This is a genomic window from Acidovorax sp. (assembly GCF_047607405.1).
GTDB lineage: Bacteria > Pseudomonadota > Gammaproteobacteria > Burkholderiales > Burkholderiaceae_C > Acidovorax.
The window spans coordinates 1-17,576 of sequence record NZ_JASGDA010000027.1 but is presented as its reverse complement, the minus strand read 5'-3'; the positions used below and the strand labels follow the sequence as shown (position 1 = coordinate 17,576).

Genomic DNA, 17,576 nt, shown 5'->3' with positions numbered 1-17,576 from the left:
CATCCCTTCGCAACGCCCCAATGCCCATGCAGTACGACGCCAGCCCCGCGCGCCCCGGCGCGCGCTTTCTGCTCGCGCACCCGGCGCACTTCATCGCGCTGGGCGCGGGCAGCGGCCTGTCGCGCATCGCGCCGGGCACGGTGGGCACGCTGTGGGCCTGGCTGGCGTGGCTGGCGATTGCGCCCCGGCTGTCGCCCGGCGCGCAGGGCCTGCTGATCGCCGCCAGCACGGTCGTGGGCTGGTGGGCCTGCACGGTGGCCGCCCGCAACCTGCGCGTGGCCGACCCGGGCGCCATCGTGTGGGACGAGGTGGTGGCCTTCTGGCTGGTGCTGTGGCTGGCCATGCCCATGGGGTGGTGGGGGCAGCTCGCGGCGTTCGCGCTGTTCCGGTTTTTTGACGCGGCCAAGCCGGGGCCCGTGCGCTGGGCCGACGGGCTGTTCAAGGGCTTTGGCTGGCGCGGCGGCTGGGGCATTCTGTGGGACGACTTCGTGGCCGCGTTCTGCACGCTGCTGGTCATTGCGCTGTGGCGGTTCTGGGGGCTTTGATGCCCAGTCAATTACTATCAAAAAGTGAGCTGCTTGTGCTTTATGGACAAGCGCTAGAGGCCGATTTGGCTCAAATTTCTCAGCGCCTGCTGGAACGCGGCGACATGCTGGCGACTGCCGAGAGCTGCACGGGCGGCATGATCGCCGCCGCCTGCACGGACATGGCGGGCTCCAGCCAGTGGTTCGAGCGCGGCTTCGTCACCTACTCCAACGCCGCCAAGGCGCAGATGCTGGGCGTACCCGCCGCGCTGATCGACGAACACGGCGCGGTCAGCGAGCCCGTGGCCCGCGCCATGGCCGAGGGCGCCATCGCGCATTCAGAGGCCCAGGCCAGCGTGGCCGTGACGGGCGTGGCGGGCCCATCCGGCGGCAGCGCGGCCAAGCCGGTGGGCACGGTGTGGTTCGGCTGGTGCGTGGGCGGGGTGACGCACAGCGAGGTACAGCACTTCAGCGGCGACCGCGCCGCCGTGCGCGCGGCCACCGTGCGCCACGCGCTGCGGCGCCTGCGGGACTGGCTGACGGACTGAGCACGCGCGCGGGCCGTCAGGCCCCATGGCACTTCTTGTACTTCTTGCCGCTGCCGCACGGGCACGGGTCGTTGCGGCCCGGCTCGGGCGCCTTGCGCACCGTCTCCACGCGCGGGCCCAGGCTCTTCCAGAGCTGGCGCAGGTCATAGACGGCCCAGATGGCCTCGCCGAAGGCTTCCACCCGCTCCTGGCTGGTGCTGGGCGGGCCGTCCTCGGCGTACATGCTGACCTCGGGCCGGCCGGTGTCGTCCTCGGTCAGCGCGACGATGCTGTCCAGCGCGTCGTCCAGCCAGCGGGCGGCGTCCTTGTCGCGCGGGGCGGCCCAGTCCTCGGGCCAGTTCTCCACGGCGAACATGAAGCCCAGCGCCCAGATCTGGCCGAAGGACGGAACGTCCTGCCCGTCCACCCCGGCGCGCTCTGCCTCGGGCAGGCTGGCGACGGCGCCGCGCATGTCCATGGCCTCGGGCGCGAAGGCGCGCTCGTCGTCCAGCGATTCGACCGGGGCGTCGAGCTGGGCTACGACCTCTGTCCAGCGGCGCTCCCACAGCTCCAGAAAGCGCGCCTGCTGCGCGGCGCTGGCGAACGCGGGCAGCGCCTCGGGCACAGCGTCCAGCGCGGCGCCGTCGCCCACCAGCATGGGCAGCCATTCGGCGGGCGGTATGGGGCGGCGGCTGCACGCCAGGGCGGTCAGGAAGCCGTCACAGAACTCCCACTGCGGGATTTCCTCCTCGCGCGTGCGCAGGTCGTCGAGGATGTCGTCGAGTTCTTCCAGCTCGTCGGGGCCGAGGCCGGTGGGAAGGGTGTCGGTCATGGTGCGGCTCGGGTTGTTCTCTATGATTCGGCAGGGCGGCCAGTGTAGCCACCCGCCAGGAGACACCCATGATCCACCAGCTCAATGCCCTGTACCCCGTGCGCTATACCGCCTTCGCGCTGTGCGTGGCGGGGCTGCTGCTGTCGCTGTTCGCGCTGACGGCCTTCGGCGTGGGACTGTCCGTGATGCTGGCATTTGCCGCCCTGTCGGCGCTGGGCGCCTATGACCTGCGGCAGACGCGCCACGCCATCCTGCGCAACTACCCCGTCATCGGGCACCTGCGCTTCATGCTCGAATACATCCGGCCCGAGGTGCGCCAGTACTTCATCGAGAGCGACAGCGAGGCCGCGCCGTTTTCGCGCGCGCAGCGCTCGCTGGTCTATCAGCGCGCCAAGGGCGACCCGGACAACCGCCCGTTCGGCACGCACCTGGACGTGGGCGCGCACGGCTACGAGTGGGTGAACCATTCCATGGCGCCCACGCAGCTGCCGTCGCACGACTTTCGCGTGTGGATCGGCGGCACGCCCGATGCGCCGTCTCCGTCGGTCGCGCCCTGCACGCAGCCCTATCACGCCAGTGTGTTCAACATCTCGGCCATGAGCTTCGGCGCGCTGTCGGCCAACGCCATCCTGGCGCTGAACCAGGGCGCCCGGGCGGGCGGCTTCGCGCACGACACGGGCGAGGGCAGCATCAGCCAGCACCACCGCGTGCACGGCGGCGATCTGATCTGGGAGATCGGCTCGGGCTACTTCGGCTGCCGCAATGCGGACGGCACCTTCAGCGAGGAGCGCTTCGTCGCCAACGCCACCGACCCGCAGGTCAAGATGATCGAGATCAAGCTCAGCCAGGGCGCCAAGCCCGGCCACGGCGGCGTGCTGCCGGGCGCCAAGGTCACGGCCGAGATCGCGGCGGCGCGCGGCGTGGCCGTGGGCGAGGCGTGCATCTCGCCGTCCAGCCACAGCGCCTTCCGCACGCCGGTGGAAATGATGCAGTTCATCGCCCGCTTGCGCACCCTGTCGGGCGGCAAGCCCACGGGCTTCAAGTTCTGCCTGGGCCACCCGTGGGAATGGTTTGCCATCGTCAAGGCCATGCTGGTCACGGGCATCACGCCGGACTTCATCGTGGTGGACGGCGCCGAGGGCGGCACCGGCGCCGCGCCCGTGGAGTTCAGCGACCACGTGGGCGCACCGCTGCAAGAGGGCCTGCTGCTGGTGCACAACACGCTGGTGGGCGTGAGCCTGCGCGACCGCGTGCGCATCGGCTGCGCGGGCAAGGTCATCAGCGCCTTCGACATCGCGCGCATGATGGCCCTGGGCGCGGACTGGTGCAACGCCGGGCGCGGCTTCATGATGGCGCTGGGCTGCATCCAGGCGCAAAGCTGCCACACCGGCCACTGCCCCACCGGCGTCACCACGCAAGACCCGCTGCGCCAGCAGGCCCTGGTGGTGCCCGACAAGGCCGCGCGCGTGGCGCAGTTCCACCGCAGCACGCTGCACGCGCTGCAAGAGCTGGTGCAGGCCGCGGGCCTCACGCACCCGCAGGACATCACGGCCCACCACATCGTGCGGCGCATCAGCGACACCGAGGTGCGCCTGCTGTCCAACCTCATCCACCGCGTGCGGCCCGGCGCGCTGCTGGGGCCGCTGGAGGCGCAGCACAGCGTGTACCGCCTGTACTGGCCGCTGGCCAACGCGCACAGCTTTCAGGCGGCCGACGCCGGGCTGGCCCCAGCGGCGGCGCGCCACCCTGTCACCGCATGACGACGCGCTACGCCGACTTTCTGCGCCAGCAACTGGCCGAGCAGCCACACAACGTGATGTGCCACACGGTCGATGGCGAAGCCATCTGGGTCAAGCGCGCGGGCGCACCGCACGGCCCGGGCCGCTACCGCGCCATGGCGCTGCTCGCGGGCCTGCTGGGCCTGCCCGTGCTGCGCCCGGTACCCAACCCCGGCGGCCCCCAGGCCATCGCCACCGAGGTGCGCCGCCTGCGCGACCTGGCCGCGCGCGGCGTGCGTGTGCCCGAGGTGCTGGCCGTGCAGGACAACGGCTTTGCCATGCGCCACCTGGGCCGCCCGGGCGAGGAAACGCCTTCGCTCATCAACGCCATGGAGCCCGCCGCGCAGGCAGGCCACACCGCCGCCGTGCTGGCCCTGTGGCAGCAGGGCCTGGATGTATTGGCCCACGTACACCGCCAGGGCACCTGCCTGAGCCAGGCATTCGCGCGCAACATGGTGCGCTGCCCCGACGGCCAGGTGGCCTGCATCGACTTCGAGGACGACCCCGCCGCCGTGCTGCCCCTGCCCGTGTGCCACGCGCGCGACGCGCTGTGCTATGCCCACTCCACGGCCATCTACCTGCTGCAAAGCGGCCTGCTGCCCGGGGCCCGCGCGCTCTGGGCCGCGTGGGTGGCGCAGAGCAGCCCACCGATGCAGGCCGTGCTGGCGGACAGCGTGCAGCGCCTGCGCTGGCTGCGCCGCCTGCCCGCCAGCCGCAGGCTGGGGCGCGACCTGCAGCGCGTGCGGGCCGCCTGCGACCTGCTGGGCTGAACGGTTCGGCTTGCCGTCCTTAGGCGCCCGTCGGCGTTGGCTGACAAGGCGCCGCCGCGCCCGCGCCTATCGTGCAGGCAGACGATGCAGCGCCACTTCCCTTAATCCCGCAAGGCTTTTCCATGCCGCCCACCGCCGCCTCCGCGCCGCCCGATTCCCCCGCCGCCCCTGCGCCCAAGCCACGCCGTCGGCGCCCGCCCACGCTGTCGCTGGCCGCGTGGAAGCAGTTCATGAGCGTGGCCCGCCCTTACTGGCTGGGCGACCAAAAGCGCATGGCCTGGGGCCTGCTGGCGCTGCTGATCGCGCTGATGGTGTGCGAAACGCAACTGGCGGTGATGCTCATCGACAAGACCGGCGAGATGACCTCGGCCCTGGCCGCGCGCCAGGCCGAGCGCTTCTGGTCCGCCGTGCGCGCCAGCCTGGTCGTGCTGGCCTTCGCGGTGCCGGTGTACGCCTTCTACTACTACATGCGCGACGCGTTCTCCAACCACTGGCGGCGCTGGCTCACGCACCGCTTCCTGGACGGCTACCTGGGCGGGCGCAAGTACTACGAGATGGGCGCGGGCAGCGGCATCGACAACCCCGACCAGCGCATCAGCGAGGACATCAACACCTTCACCGGCCGCTCCACGCACTTCCTGCTGATCTTCCTCGGGTCGGTCATGCAGCTCGTGGCCTTCAGCGCGGTGCTGTGGTCCATCTCGCACGTGCTGGTGGCCTTTCTGGCGGTGTATGCGCTGCTGGGCACGGTGGGCGCACTGTGGCTGTTCGGTGCGCCGCTGATCCGCCTGAACTTCTGGCAACTGCGGCGCGAGGCGGACTTCCGCTTCGGGCTGATGCGGCTGCGCGAGAACGCCGAGTCCATCGCCTTCTACCGCGGCGAGCCGCAGGAGCGCGCGCAGATCGACCACCGCTTCGAGGCGGCCTTCAACAACTACGCGCGCCTCATCAAGAAGCAGCGCGCGCTGAACCTGTACCAGCGCTCGTTCAGCCAGCTCACGCTGGTGCTGCCGAGCATCATCCTGGCCAACAGCGTGCTGTCGGGCGATCTGGAAGTGGGCCGCGCCGTGCAGGCCGCCGGTGCCTTCGCGGCGGTGCTGGGCGCGGTGTCGCTGATCGTGGACAACTTCGAGAGCCTGAGCCGCTTCGTCGCGGGCATCGACCGGCTGCACGCGCTGTCGCAGGCCGTGCTGCTGGCCCCTGCCGAGCCGCCCGCCCCCTGGACCGAGGCAGCGCCCGAAGACGCCGCCCCATCCGCCACCGACGCGCCGCAGATCGCCACGCGCGAAGGCGACATGCTGGCGCTGGAAGACCTGACGCTCCACACCCCCGCCTTCGGCCGCCTGCTGGTGCAGGACCTGTCGCTGCAACTGGCGCCGGGCGAGGCGCTGCTCATCACCGGGCCGAGCGGCTGCGGCAAAAGCTCGCTGCTGCGGGCCATCGCCGGGCTGTGGCGCACCGGCAGCGGCACGGTGCAGCACCCGCCGCTGGACGAGGTGTTCTTTCTGCCCCAGCGCCCCTACATGCAGGTGGACACGCTGCGCAGCCAGCTCATCTACCCTGCCCGCGAAACCGACCTGACGGACGAGCAACTGCTCGACCTGCTGCAGCAGGTACACCTGCCCTCGCTGGCCGAGCGCGTGGGCGGGCTCGACGCCACGCACGACTGGGAAAAGCTGCTCTCCACCGGCGAGCAGCAGCGCCTGGCCTTCGCCCGCGTGCTGGCGCACGCCCCGCGCATCGTCGTGCTCGACGAGGCCACCAGCGCGCTGGACAGCGCCAACGAGGCTGCGCTGTACCAGCGCCTGCGCGACAGCGGCACCACCCTGGTCAGCATTGCCCACCGCCCGGCGGTGCTGCGCCACCACACGCACGTGCTGGCGCTGGCGGGCGACGGGAGCTGGCGGCTGTGCGCGGCGGGGGATTTCCAGTTCGAGCAGTGACCAGGCGCTATGCGACCGACCGCCCCAGGCCCGCGCGCTCTGCGCCGCCCGGCGGGAAGCGGGGCTTGAAACAAGATGACTGATAATTATTCTTGTTTCCGCCCGAGACCGCATGCCCGCCCGCCAGCACCATCCGCCCTCCATCGCCCTGCTCTACGCCGACCACCACGGCTGGCTGCAGGGCTGGCTGCGCCGCAGGCTGGGCGATGCGAGCCACGCGCAGGACCTGGCGCACGACACCTTCGTGCAGCTGCTCGAAGCGCGCCACCTGCCGCCGCTGCACAGCCCGCGCGCCTTCATCACCCTGGTGGCCCAACGCACGGTCTATGCCTTCTGGCGCCGCCGCGATCTGGAACAAGCCTTCCTGGACGCGCTGGCCTCCCTGCCCCCGCCGCACCAGCCCTCCGAGGAACAGCGCTACGCCATGGTGCAGGCGCTCAACGCCGTGGATCGCACGCTGGGCGAAATGCCCCGCGCCACGCGCCAGGTGCTGCTGCTCAACCGGCTGCACCACATGACCTACCGCGAGATCGCCGAGCGCCTGGGCATCGCCGAAATCACCGTGCGCCGCCACATGGCCCGCGCCATCACGGCCCTCAGCCAGCATGCGGACACCGCGTAGCAAAGCACCCACGCCGCGCGGGCAGGCCATCGACTGGCTGGTCGAAGCCCGCTCCGGCACCATGACCGAGGCCCAGCGCCAGGCCCTGGCCGCCTGGCGGCAGGCCGACCCGGCCCACGAAGCCGCCTGGGCACACGTCAGCGGCGCGCTCGACCACGCCCTGCAACCCCTGGCGGAGCACACCAGCGGCAACCCCGCCGCCGCCGACTCCGCCATCGGCGCGCTGCTGCAGCCACCCAACCCGCGCCGCCGCCGCGTCGCGGGCGGCCTGCTCACCGTGGCGGGCGCGGGCCTTGCGGGCCTGCTGGCCCACCGCATCACCCCCCTGCCCGGCCTGCTGGCCGACGCCCACACCGCCACCGCCGAGCGCCGCGCCATCGACCTGCCCGACGGCGGCCGCCTGCTGCTGGACGCGCGCAGCGCCGTGGACATCGCCCCCGCCAGCCGCATCGTCGAGCTGCGCCAGGGCGCGCTCATCGCCGAGGCCGCCCACCCGTTCACGGTACGCACCCGCCATGGCGAGGCCCACCTCGGCGGCAGCGCCCGCTGCATGGTGCGCGTGCAGGACGACCGCACCCAGGCCGCCGCCCTGGCCCAGCCCCTGGCGCTGCGCGCCGTCAGCGGCACCCAGGCCACGCTCGCGGCAGGTCAGGGCGCGTGGATCGACACCCTCGGCAGCATCACCCCCACGCCCACGCCCGCCGAAGACCTGGCCGCCTGGCAGCGCGGCATGCTCGCCTTGCCGGGCGGCGGCACCCTGGCCGACGTGATCGACGCCCTGCGCCCCTACCGGCGCGGCTTCATCCGCCTGGCCCCCGCCGCCGCCCGCCTGCCCGTGCTGGGCGCGTTCCCGCTCGACGACACCGACCACACGCTGCAGGCGCTGGCCGACACGCTGCCGATCAGCGTGCGGCGGTACCAGGGGGGGTGGCTGGTGGTGATCGACTCGGCTTAGAACACTCCTGAATTCATAGCTGCTTGCGCCCGCTGAATAAGCACCAGAGGCCAATTTGACCCATATTTTCTGAAATTTTTCTGCGCCGGGGGTGATCGCTTTCGCGGCGCTCGCGCCACATGCCTTGTGTCATCCACCAACCAACGGGAAACACAGCATGCCCCTGGCCCATCGCCCAACCCTTCTGGCAGCCGCCGTGGCCGCCGCCCTGCTGGCCGCCAGCCACACCGCCAGCGCGCAAAGCGCCGCCGCACCGCCCGCCGCGGAGGCCGCCCGCGCCTACGACATAGCGCCCGGCCCGCTCGGGCAGACCCTCGTCGCCATCGCCCAGCAAAGCGGGCGCACCGTGTCGGTGGACCCGGCCCTGGTGGCGGGGCTGCAGGCGCCCGCCGTGCGCGGCAGCTACACGCCCGAGCAGGCCGCGCAGGCGGCGCTGGCGGGCAGCGGCCTCACGCTGACGCGCAACGCGAACGGGGTGTGGGGCGTGGCCCGCGCGGCCAGCCAGGCGCCGGCCACCGCGCAGGGAGTCACCCAGGCAACCGCCGTGCTGTCCGAGGTCACCGTCACCGCAGATGCGGCGCGCGACGGCACGACCGAGGGCACAGGCAGCTATACCACCGACATCACCCGCACGGCCACGGGCCTGGCCCTGTCGCCGCGCGAGACGCCGCAGTCGGTCACCGTGGTCACGCGCCAGCAGATGGACGACCAGGCGGCGACCTCCGTGCAGGATGCTCTGCAATCCACCACGGGCATTTCATTCGCAGCCCTGGATCGCGGACGAAACTACCTCTCTGCTCGCGGATTTGAAATCAGCAATTTTCAGATCGATGGTCTGCCGACAACCAATTCCAACATCGGCATCGAAACGTCCGGCGCAGCCATTTTCGACCGCGTAGAGGTTGTGCGCGGCGCCACGGGACTGCTCAACGGCACAGGCGATCCGTCGGCCACCATCAACCTGGTGCGCAAGCGTGCCAATAGCCACCGGTTCGCTAGTTCGGTACAAGCCGAACTGGGTTCCTGGGGCCACCGCGCTGCCACTGCGGATCTGTCTGCTCCGTGGAATGCCAGTGGCACGGTGCGCGGAAGGCTGGTGGCCCATGCGTTGCAAGAAAACTCGTTCATCGATCTGGAGAACAGGAGAGGCAAAACGCTCTATGGGGTGGTGGAGGCGGACTTGACCCCAGCCACTCTTCTGACATTGGGCGCCAGCCAGGAGGACATCAAGCGAAACGGCGTGTACTGGGGTGGCCTGTCGTACTGGTACGCCGACGGCACACGTACCGACTGGCCCCGTTCGAAGACCACATCTACGCGCTGGGGTCATTGGGATACCACCGAGCGCACCGCATTCGCTCGTCTGGAGCATGCGCTGGAAAATAGCTGGAAACTGCGCGCAGACCTTGGCTACTACAAGAAGAAAGAAACGTCGGAGCTGGTCTATCTGTTCGGCATTCCTGATCGCACCACGGGATTGGGTTATCAGCCCATGATGGACTACTACCGAAGCCAGCCAACGCAAACCCAGCTTGCGTTTTCCGCCAGCGGGCCATTTAGCCTTTGGGGACGAGAACACGACCTGAATGTCGGTGTGATCCACACGCGCCTCAAGACGGGCTGGGACGCGAGAAACCTGCTGGACCCGGATGTTCCACCGGTAGGGAATTTCAATCTCTGGGACGGTAGCTATCCACAGCCAGCATGGAGCGATTTTTACGTAGGGAGTCGAACGAACGAAAGAACGACGAGCGCCTATGCCGTCACCCGCCTACAGCTCGCCGAGCCACTCAAACTGATTTTTGGCGCCCAATGGACACGGTGGCAACGCGATGAAAAAGAAGCGGTCTGGACCCCGGAAGCCTACACAACCCAAAAGAACGTGATCACGCCCTATGGCGGCCTTGTTTACGACGTGACCCAGGACGTATCGCTCTACGCTTCCTACACCAAGATTTTCAAGCCGCAAGCTGCGTTGGATCGCAATGGCAGGTATCTCGACCCAATCGACGGGCGCGGGATGGAGGTCGGTGTCAAAGGAGAGTTTCTTGACGGACGCCTGAATGCCAGTGCTGCCGTTTTCCGCATCGACCAGGACAAACTGGCCGTTCCTGACGATGGCTACGTCGTTCCGGGCACAACGGTACAGGCGATGCGGTCGGCGCGCGGCGCAAAATCGCAAGGTATCGAGTTGGAGGCGTCCGGAGAAATCGCGCGAGGCTGGCAGCTCAGTGCCGGATGGACCAGGTTCCGTGCGCGTGACGCGGAGGGCGAGGATGTCCAGGCGTTTCATCCGCGTCAGCAATTCAAGTTGTTCACCAAGTACGAATTTCGCGGTGATCTGACCGGTTTGGCGCTGGGCAGCGGGCTGACGTGGCAGAGCAGGCCGCCCTTTGCTCGGACCAACCCAGTCACCGGGCTGATGGAACCCGTCGGGCAGCCCGCCTATACCCTGGTGGACCTGATGGCCAGCTACCGCTTCAACCGACAGACCAGCGTGCAGCTCAACATCAAGAACGTGTTCGACAAGAAGTACTACTCGGGGGTTTGGAACACCTTCACCTACGGCGCGCCGCGCAGCTTCACGGTGCAGCTCAAGCACACGTTCTAGGCGCTGTTTGCTATTGAAAAATGAGCTTCCAGCGCTTTCTGCATAAGCGCTGGAGGCCATTTTCATGCAAATCAAGCCGCGGGCAGGATGCGCCGCAGCGCCGTGTGAGAAGGCTTGGCGCAGTGCTTGCAGCAGAGCCTGTTCGTGCGTGGGCATGCCCGTGTTCAGGGTCGAAGTTGACGACCATCTTGTGCTGCGCGCCTGCGAGCGACATGCGCTTGGGCGCGCCGTGGTTCAGCGAGGCGCGGGGCAGGTTGCGGATGCGCGCGGACAGCGCTTCACGCGCGAGGGTTTGCGCGCCCGTGGGCGCGGCAGGCGCGCCCGGCGGCTGAAGCACCAGCGCCCCCGCTGATTCCGCGCCCAGCCGCTCCAGCAGGCCGAAGGCGTCTGCGGCCTCCACGCCTTCTTCCCTGGCGATCACATGGCACAGCAGTTCTTCGGGCAGCAGGTTGTCGAAGAACCACTGCACCGGGCGCTGGGTGCCACCATCCCGCCGCATGCCTGCGCCCAGGGGCAGCGCGGGCGAGAGGGCATATGCCTTGGAGTCGGCCAGCCAGGACGCGGCGTACTCGAAGCCCCAGACGTTGCCGTCTTCGGCCAGCGTGCCCACGGGGTGCCCGTTGATGATGACGTGAAGCTGCCGCCCGCTCACTGATGCACCCTTCGGCCTGCGGCCTGTCCCGCCAAGCGAGAGCGAGCTTGGCTTGCGATGCAGCCCGGCGCGGCGCTCACGCATCGCCCCCCGCCAGTTGGGCGGCCAGATGCTCGCGGGCCTCGTCCGGCACTTCCAGCACCATGTGGATGCCCAACTCGTCCAGCACTTGCAGCACGCGGCCCAACTGCACCGTGGCCTTGCCGTGTTCGAGGTCACGCAGGAAGACGTGGCTGACGCGGGCGCTGCCCGCCGCATCGTCCTGGCGGATACGGCTGTGCTTGCGGACTGCACGCACCGCTGCGCCAACATCTTCTACCGTGCGGACTGGCAAGTGCATGGCGTGCTCCCAAGAACGTGCTCACGCTCTAAACCGAAATGATCGCTTAGATTTTAATCATTGCCCCCGATGGCGCGCAAGATAACGAATAGAGCCTTTCGTTTTTTACCAGCGGAATGCAGAACCCGCTCAAATCGCAACAGGCGTTGCGTTTTCATTCTCCAGCACCAGCTCCGTCGCCACCAGCGCATCCAGCCTGGCCAGCCGCTTGCGCATGCAGATCACCGCCTTGTCCTTGGACAGCAGGATGGCGCGGTGCGCGGCGGCGAGGTCGATGAACTTCTGGTCGTCGGCGTCCTTGCACACGTAGGCGACCTTGGGGGCCACGCCCACCCGGCGCGCCTGCGCGTCGAACGCGGCCAGCACCTGGGCAGCGGTGACGCGGTAGTAGTCCATGCGCTCGGCGATGTGCGGGTAGGCGAGCACGCGCTCCAGCTCGTCGCGCATGACCTCCGTGGCGATCCAGGCAAGGCGGCCTTCGGCCAGCAACCGGCGCAGGGGCGCGGTGCGCGGGTCGGAGAAGATGAGCAAATCCAGCGCCACGTTGGTGTCCACCACCACGAGGCGGGGCGGCGCATCCAATGGCAGGCGCAGTTCAACCCGCATGCCTACCCTTGACCATGTCGAAGCGGAACAGGCGGCATTCGATGGGGCCGTTCCACAGGGGCACGCGGCGCGATTCCTTCAGGCGCATCTTGCCGGGCAGCTTGAGGTCGGGCGTGAGCATCCAGGCCGTCCAGCCGCTGTAGTTCTTCTTCCAGTGCGCGGCAAGCTGGCTGAAGAACTCGCCGCCGTCCTCGGTCTGCGCCACTTCGCGGGCCGCGCGTTCCTGGGCCTTCTGGCCCGCTGACCCGGCGGCGGCGATGCGTTCGCCATACGGCGGGTTGAGCAGCATCACGCCGGGCTGCTCGCACGGCGGCATGCGCTGCAATGCGTCGCCGCCGCGCAGCTGCACGGCATGCGCAACGCCCGCGCGCTCGGCGTTGCGCTGGGCAAAGTCCACCATGCGGTGCGAAACATCACTGCCAAATACGGGCGCAGCGCTTGTCTGGATTGCGCTGGCAGCTTCTTCTTTGATAGCAGACCACACGTGCGACTGGAACGGCAGCAGGCGCTCGAAGGCGAAGCGGCGCTTCAAGCCCGGCGGGATGCGGCAGGCGATCTGCGCCGCCTCGATGGCGATGGTGCCGCTGCCGCAGCAGGGGTCGTACAGGGGCGCGTCGGCCTGCCAGCCGCTGGCGGCGATCATGGCGGCGGCGAGCGTTTCCTTCAAAGGCGCGTCGCCCTTGTCCTCGCGCCAGCCGCGCTTGAACAGCGGCTCGCCGCTGGTGTCGATGTAGAGCGTGGCTTCGTCGGTGGTCAGGTGCAGGTGGACACGCACGTCGGGCCACTGGGTGTTCACGTCGGGGCGCACGCCGCTCTTGGCGCGAAAGCGGTCGGCGATGGCGTCCTTGACCTTCAGGCCCGCGAAGTTCAGGCTGGTGAGCGGGCTGTGCTGCGCCGTGACCTCGACCTTGAAGGTCTGGCGCGTGGTGAACCAGATTTCCCAGGCCACGCCGCTGGCGGCGGCGTACAGGTCGTTCTCGTTGCGGTAGGGGCGGTGGGCCAGTTGCACCAGCACGCGCTGGGCCAGGCGGCTGTGCAGGTTGAGCAGCAGCGCGTGCCGCCACGAGGCGCGCAGCAACACGCCGCCGCGCCCGGTCAGCAGGTCTTGCCCGGTCAGGCCGGTGATCTGGTGGACTTCGTCGGCCAGGAAGCCCTCGACGCCCGCCGCACAAGGCAGAAAAAGTTGGAGCTGGTTCATAGGGCTTTGCGCAAGTTGGCTGGGGCGATCTTCAGCGCCTCGCGGTATTTCGCCACCGTGCGGCGGGCGCATTCGATGCCCTGCTCCTTCAGCATCTCGGCGATCTGGCTGTCCGACAGGGGCTTGGCCGGGTTCTCCGCCGCGACGAACTGCCGGATGAGCGCCCGCACCGCCGTGCTCGATGCGTTGCCGCCCGTCTCGGTGCCCAGGCCCGAGCCGAAGAAGTATTTGAGCTCGTAGGTGCCGATGGGCGTGGCCATGTACTTGGCGGTGGTCACGCGGCTGATGGTGGATTCGTGCAGGCCCAGCTCGTCGGCGATGTCGCGCAGCACCAGCGGGCGCATGGCGAGTTCGCCGTGGGTGAAGAAGTTCTTCTGCCGCTCCACGATGGCGGTGGAGACGCGCAGGATGGTGTCGAAGCGCTGCTGGATGTTCTTGATGAACCAGCGCGCCTCCTGCAGGCGCTGCTGCAGGGCGGCGTGGCCCTCGCCCTTGCTGCCGCCGCGCAGCGCGCCCGCGTACACGTCGTGTACGCGCAGGCGGGGCATCACGTCGGGGTTGAGCTGCACGATGAAGTGGGGCTGGCCGCCCTGCCCCTTGCCGCGCGCGGCTTTGCGCACGATCACGTCGGGCACGATGATGTTGCGCTCCACGTCGGCAAAGCGGCGACCCGGGCGCGGCTCCAGCCGGGCGATGAGGGCCATGGCGGCGCGGGTGCGGTCCTCGGTGTCGCCGCACAGCACGGCGAGGCGGCGCAGGTCGCGCTTGGCCAGCAGCGCCAAAGGCTGCTGGCAGATGCGCAGGGCGGTCTGGATGGTGGCGGGGTCGCCCTCCTCGTCCGCGTCCATGGCCTTCAGTTGCAGCGCCAGGCATTCGGCCAGGTTGCGCGCGCCCACGCCCGCGGGCTCCAGGCTTTGCAGCAGGCGCAGGGCGACGGTGAAGCGGTGTACCAGCTCCTCGATCTGCTCCAGGTCTTCGGGGCCCGCCAGGCTGGCGGCCAGGTCTTCGAGCGGGTCTTCCAGGTAGCCGTCGTCGTTCAGCGATTCGATGAGGAAGCGCAGCGCAGCGCAGTCCACGTCGGACAGGCGCAGCGCCAGCGCCTGGCGGTGCAGGAAGGCCGTGAGCGATTCGTGCGAGCGGGCCAGCTCGGTGGCGTCGGCCTCGTCGCCCTCGGCGTCGTTGCGGGTGCGCGCGGGGGCGTCGCCGCCCCATTCGGCGTCGCCCGGGGCCATTTCCACGGTGCCGTCGCCGCTCCAGTCGGGCTCGTCGGCGCCGCTGGTGGATTCATGGTCATTTTGGCCCTCAGCGCTTGTCCCACTTGCGCTAGCAGCTCCTGAAAACATAGCATCATCGGCGCTGTAGTCGTCGGCCTGGGCGGGGGTGTTCTCGGCCTGCAGGCCGAATTCCTCGCGCGGGGCCTCGTCGGCCGTGCGTTCGAGGAAGGGGTTGTCGTCCAGCATCTGCTCGACCTCTTGCGAGAGTTCGAGCGTGGACAGCTGCAGCAGGCGGATGGATTGCTGCAGTTGAGGGGTCAGCGCGAGGTGCTGCGATACGCGCAGCGACAGGCCCGGTTTCATCACATGCGGAAATGTTCGCCGAGGTACACGCGGCGCACCTCGGCGTTGTCCACGATCTCGGACGGCGTGCCCTGCGCCAGCACCTGGCCGTCGCTGATGATGAAGGCGTGGTCGCAGATGCCCAGCGTCTCGCGCACGTTGTGGTCGGTGATGAGCACGCCGATGCCGCGCGCCTTCAGGAAGCCGATGATGCGCTGGATCTCGATCACGGCGATGGGATCGATCCCTGCGAAGGGCTCGTCCAGCAGGATGAAGCGCGGCTGCGTGGCCAGCGCGCGGGCGATCTCCACGCGGCGGCGCTCGCCGCCCGACAGGGCCAGCGCGGGCGAGGCGCGCAGGTGGTCCACGCGCAGCTCGGCCAGCAGGGCGGTCAGGCGCTCCTCGATCACGGCGCGGGCGAGCGGCTGGCCGTGTTCGTCCTTTTGCAGCTCCAGCACGGCGCGCACGTTTTCTTCGACCGTGAGCTTGCGGAAGATGGACGCCTCTTGCGGCAGGTACGACAGGCCCAGGCGCGAGCGGCGGTGGATGGGCATGTGCGCGACCGACTGGCCGTCGATGCGGATGTCCCCCGCGTCGCTGCGCACCAGGCCGACGATCATGTAGAACGACGTGGTCTTGCCCGCGCCGTTGGGGCCGAGCAGGCCCACGACCTCGCCCTTTTGCACCACCAGCGACACGTCCTTGACCACCTTGCGGCTGCCGTAGGACTTGGCGAGGTGCTGCACCTCCAGGCGGCTGCCGCCGCCTTCTGCGGGCTGCGCGCTCATTGCACGCCGCCCAGGCGGCTGCTGGGGCGCAGGGCCGGAGCCGACGCGGGCGCGGCGGGTGGGGGCGGGGAGTCCTTGGGCGCCAGCACCGCGCGCACGCGGCTGCCGGGCGCGGGTACCGCACCGCTGCTGGCCGGGGCACGCTGCCCGTCCACCGTGAACACGTCGGTGAGGTTGTTATAGACGATCACGGCGCCGGTGATCTCGTCATTGAGCACCGCGCCCCGGTAGCGGCGCAGCTCGGCGCGGGTGATGAAGCGCACGTTGTCGGCCTTGCCGTCGTATTCGATGACCTCGCTCTCGCCCTCGATGAACTCGTCGGGCATGCCCGGCGCGGTGTCGCGCTTCTGGCGGAAGAAGGCGCGCTTGCCCGGCTCGGCCGTGACCACGCCGTACTGGTAGCCGTCGGCGTCCTGGCGCACGTCCAGCCGCGCGCCGCGCAGCACGATGGTGCCCTTGGTCATGACCACGCGGCCCGAGAACACGCTGGTGGCTTTCAGCTCGTCATGCCGCAGCGCGTCGGCTTCGATGTTCATGGGCTTGGCGCGGTCGGCCTTTTCGGCCTGGGCGGCGCCGTGGGCGCAGGCCAGGGCCGCGAGCAGGAGGGTCGGGAGGATGCAGTGGTTCATAGGGCACGAATCTTGCGTTTCATTGTATCCACCCCTTGCCCCGTCCCATGAAAAAAGCCCGCCGGAGCGGGCTTTGGGCATTGACAGGCATCGACCCGTCAGGCTTTGCGGGACGCTGCGGCGAGCGATTCCACCACCTGCAGCACGTTCTGCATGTTGCCCGCCATGGTGCCGTCGGTGTAGTACTTGCCCGCCACGCCCATGGAGGGCACGCCCTCGACCTGGTAGGCGTCTTGCAGCTGCGAGGCGCGGCGCACCTGGTTGGACACGGTGAAGGAGTTGTAGATCTCCTTGAACTTGGCAGCGTCCACGCCCTGCTTGCCGATCCAGGCGAAGATTTCGTCGTCCTTGGCAAGCCGCTGCTTTTCGGCGTGGACGGCGCGGAACACCTTGGCGTGCAGCTCGTCGAGCTTGCCCATGCCTTCGAGCGCGTAGTAGAGCTTTTGCTGCGGGATGAAGCTGGCGTTGAAGGCCACGGGCACGCGGCGGATGCTCAGGTCCTTGGGCGCGGCCTTGACCCAGGCGTCCAGCGTGGGCTCGAAGGCGTTGCAGTGCGGGCAGCTGTACCAGAAGAACTCGATCACATCGACCTTGCCGGCGGGCGCCTCGGGCGGCACGGGCTTGTCCAGGCGCCGGTAGTCCTTGCCCTCCTTGAACTGGCGGGGCTGCGCCAAGGCAGGGGTTGCAACGGGCAGCGCGAGGGCGGATGCGGCCATCGCCGTGGCGGCGGACAAAGAAAATTCGCGGCGTTTCATGACTTCAGACTCTCCTCGTTCAGATTGGGGGGGTGGGAGCCACGCCCCCGCAAAAAGTTCAGCGCTGCACGCGCACCAGGGCGGATTCGACGCCCGTGCCTTCGAGCTTGTCCCGCAGCTGCTCGGCATCCTCGCGCTTGGTGAACGGCCCCACGCGCACGCGAAAGACCGGGCGGCCGTTCTGCTCGCGCTCGCTCACCTTGGCCTCCCAGCCCAGCATGGCGAGCTTGGCGCGCTGCGCGTCGGCGTCCGGCTGGGTGCGGAAGGCGCCCGCCTGCACGTAGTAGTCGAACGGGTCCACCGCCGCGCCCTTGGCGGCAGCCTTGGCCGCAGCCAGGTCGCCCAGCGGGTCGGCGCCGGGCTTGCTCTCTGCCTTGACGGCCTCGGGCTTGCTGGCGGCGGGCTTGGGCGCAGAGGCCGCTGCCGCAGCGGCCTGCACCGGCGGCGCCTCGGCAGGGGCCACCGGCGCCACGGCGGGCGGGCGCGCCGG

18 protein-coding genes are annotated in these 17,576 nt (G+C 69.3%); 8 read left to right on the top strand and 10 right to left on the bottom strand.

All coding sequences use genetic code 11. From position 1 onward, the window contains the following. The first annotated feature begins 20 nt into the window (after positions 1 to 20). Both QM569_RS03485 and QM569_RS03480 read left to right on the top strand, forming a co-directional pair. Entirely contained in the window at positions 21 to 545 is a 525-nt protein-coding gene (locus QM569_RS03485) for a phosphatidylglycerophosphatase A (RefSeq protein ID WP_414985857.1), read from the top strand. Continuing rightward, positions 545 to 1,072 (top strand): CinA family protein, encoded by a 528-nt coding sequence (locus QM569_RS03480; protein WP_414985833.1) that lies wholly within the window; start codon positions 545 to 547, stop codon positions 1,070 to 1,072. Before QM569_RS03485 ends, QM569_RS03480 begins: the two co-directional genes overlap by 1 nt. Positions 1,073 to 1,088: 16 nt before the next feature. Here the strand turns inward: QM569_RS03480 and QM569_RS03475 are convergent, their stop codons facing one another. Further along, entirely contained in the window at positions 1,089 to 1,883 is a 795-nt protein-coding gene (locus tag QM569_RS03475) for a UPF0149 family protein (protein WP_414985832.1), read from the bottom strand. A 68-nt stretch (positions 1,884 to 1,951) separates the two neighbouring features. On the opposite strand from QM569_RS03475, the gene QM569_RS03470 reads away from it, so the two are divergent. The 6 genes from QM569_RS03470 (at position 1,952) to QM569_RS03445 (ending at position 10,562) form a co-directional block, all read left to right on the top strand. Further along, entirely contained in the window at positions 1,952 to 3,643 is a 1,692-nt protein-coding gene (locus QM569_RS03470) for an FMN-binding glutamate synthase family protein (protein WP_414985831.1), read from the top strand. Then, positions 3,640 to 4,431: a hypothetical protein gene (locus tag QM569_RS03465; protein WP_414985830.1), complete on the top strand. Its 792-nt coding sequence runs from the start codon at positions 3,640 to 3,642 to the stop codon at positions 4,429 to 4,431. The genes QM569_RS03470 and QM569_RS03465 overlap by 4 nt, the downstream gene beginning before the upstream one ends. A 230-nt stretch (positions 4,432 to 4,661) precedes the next feature. Then, positions 4,662 to 6,374: an ABC transporter ATP-binding protein/permease gene (locus QM569_RS03460; RefSeq protein ID WP_414985856.1), complete on the top strand. Its 1,713-nt coding sequence runs from the start codon at positions 4,662 to 4,664 to the stop codon at positions 6,372 to 6,374. 112 nt (positions 6,375 to 6,486) lie between these two features. After that, positions 6,487 to 6,996 (top strand): sigma-70 family RNA polymerase sigma factor, encoded by a 510-nt coding sequence (locus QM569_RS03455; protein WP_414985829.1) that lies wholly within the window; start codon positions 6,487 to 6,489, stop codon positions 6,994 to 6,996. Beyond that, entirely contained in the window at positions 6,980 to 7,951 is a 972-nt protein-coding gene (locus tag QM569_RS03450; protein WP_414985828.1) for a FecR family protein, read from the top strand. The genes QM569_RS03455 and QM569_RS03450 overlap by 17 nt, the downstream gene beginning before the upstream one ends. Before the next feature lie 196 nt (positions 7,952 to 8,147). Beyond that, entirely contained in the window at positions 8,148 to 10,562 is a 2,415-nt protein-coding gene (locus QM569_RS03445; RefSeq protein WP_414985827.1) for a TonB-dependent siderophore receptor, read from the top strand. A gap of 10 nt (positions 10,563 to 10,572) precedes the next feature. Here QM569_RS03445 and QM569_RS03440 read toward each other — a convergent pair whose 3' ends face one another. From QM569_RS03440 to QM569_RS03400, 9 genes are all read right to left on the bottom strand, one after another. Continuing rightward, positions 10,573 to 11,214 carry a HipA N-terminal domain-containing protein gene (locus QM569_RS03440; RefSeq protein ID WP_414985826.1) on the bottom strand — a complete coding sequence of 214 codons (642 nt, stop codon included), beginning with the start codon at positions 11,212 to 11,214 and terminating at the stop codon, positions 10,573 to 10,575. Between the two features lie 76 nt (positions 11,215 to 11,290). Beyond that, positions 11,291 to 11,554: a transcriptional regulator gene (locus QM569_RS03435; RefSeq protein WP_414985825.1), complete on the bottom strand. Its 264-nt coding sequence runs from the start codon at positions 11,552 to 11,554 to the stop codon at positions 11,291 to 11,293. 129 nt (positions 11,555 to 11,683) lie between these two features. Beyond that, a complete protein-coding gene (locus QM569_RS03430) occupies positions 11,684 to 12,160 on the bottom strand; it encodes a putative toxin-antitoxin system toxin component, PIN family (RefSeq protein WP_414985824.1) in 477 nt (158 codons plus the stop codon). After that, entirely contained in the window at positions 12,150 to 13,358 is a 1,209-nt protein-coding gene (locus QM569_RS03425) for a THUMP domain-containing class I SAM-dependent RNA methyltransferase (RefSeq protein WP_414985823.1), read from the bottom strand. Before QM569_RS03425 ends, QM569_RS03430 begins: the two co-directional genes overlap by 11 nt. Beyond that, positions 13,355 to 14,935, bottom strand: coding sequence for an RNA polymerase factor sigma-54 (locus QM569_RS03420; protein ID WP_414985822.1), 1,581 nt, complete (start codon positions 14,933 to 14,935; stop codon positions 13,355 to 13,357). The genes QM569_RS03425 and QM569_RS03420 overlap by 4 nt, the downstream gene beginning before the upstream one ends. After that, complete coding sequence (gene lptB / locus QM569_RS03415) at positions 14,935 to 15,702, bottom strand: LPS export ABC transporter ATP-binding protein (RefSeq protein WP_414985821.1); 768 nt, start codon at positions 15,700 to 15,702, stop codon at positions 14,935 to 14,937. Before lptB ends, QM569_RS03420 begins: the two co-directional genes overlap by 1 nt. Beyond that, the gene (gene lptA, locus QM569_RS03410) at positions 15,699 to 16,331 is read right to left on the bottom strand and encodes a lipopolysaccharide transport periplasmic protein LptA (protein WP_414985820.1); all 633 of its coding nucleotides are present in this window, start codon (positions 16,329 to 16,331) and stop codon (positions 15,699 to 15,701) included. The genes lptB and lptA overlap by 4 nt, the downstream gene beginning before the upstream one ends. Before the next feature lie 98 nt (positions 16,332 to 16,429). Then, entirely contained in the window at positions 16,430 to 17,086 is a 657-nt protein-coding gene (locus QM569_RS03405; protein ID WP_414985819.1) for a thiol:disulfide interchange protein DsbA/DsbL, read from the bottom strand. A gap of 58 nt (positions 17,087 to 17,144) precedes the next feature. After that, positions 17,145 to 17,576: SPOR domain-containing protein (locus QM569_RS03400; protein WP_414985818.1), on the bottom strand; the 432-nt coding region annotated here is incomplete at its 5' end.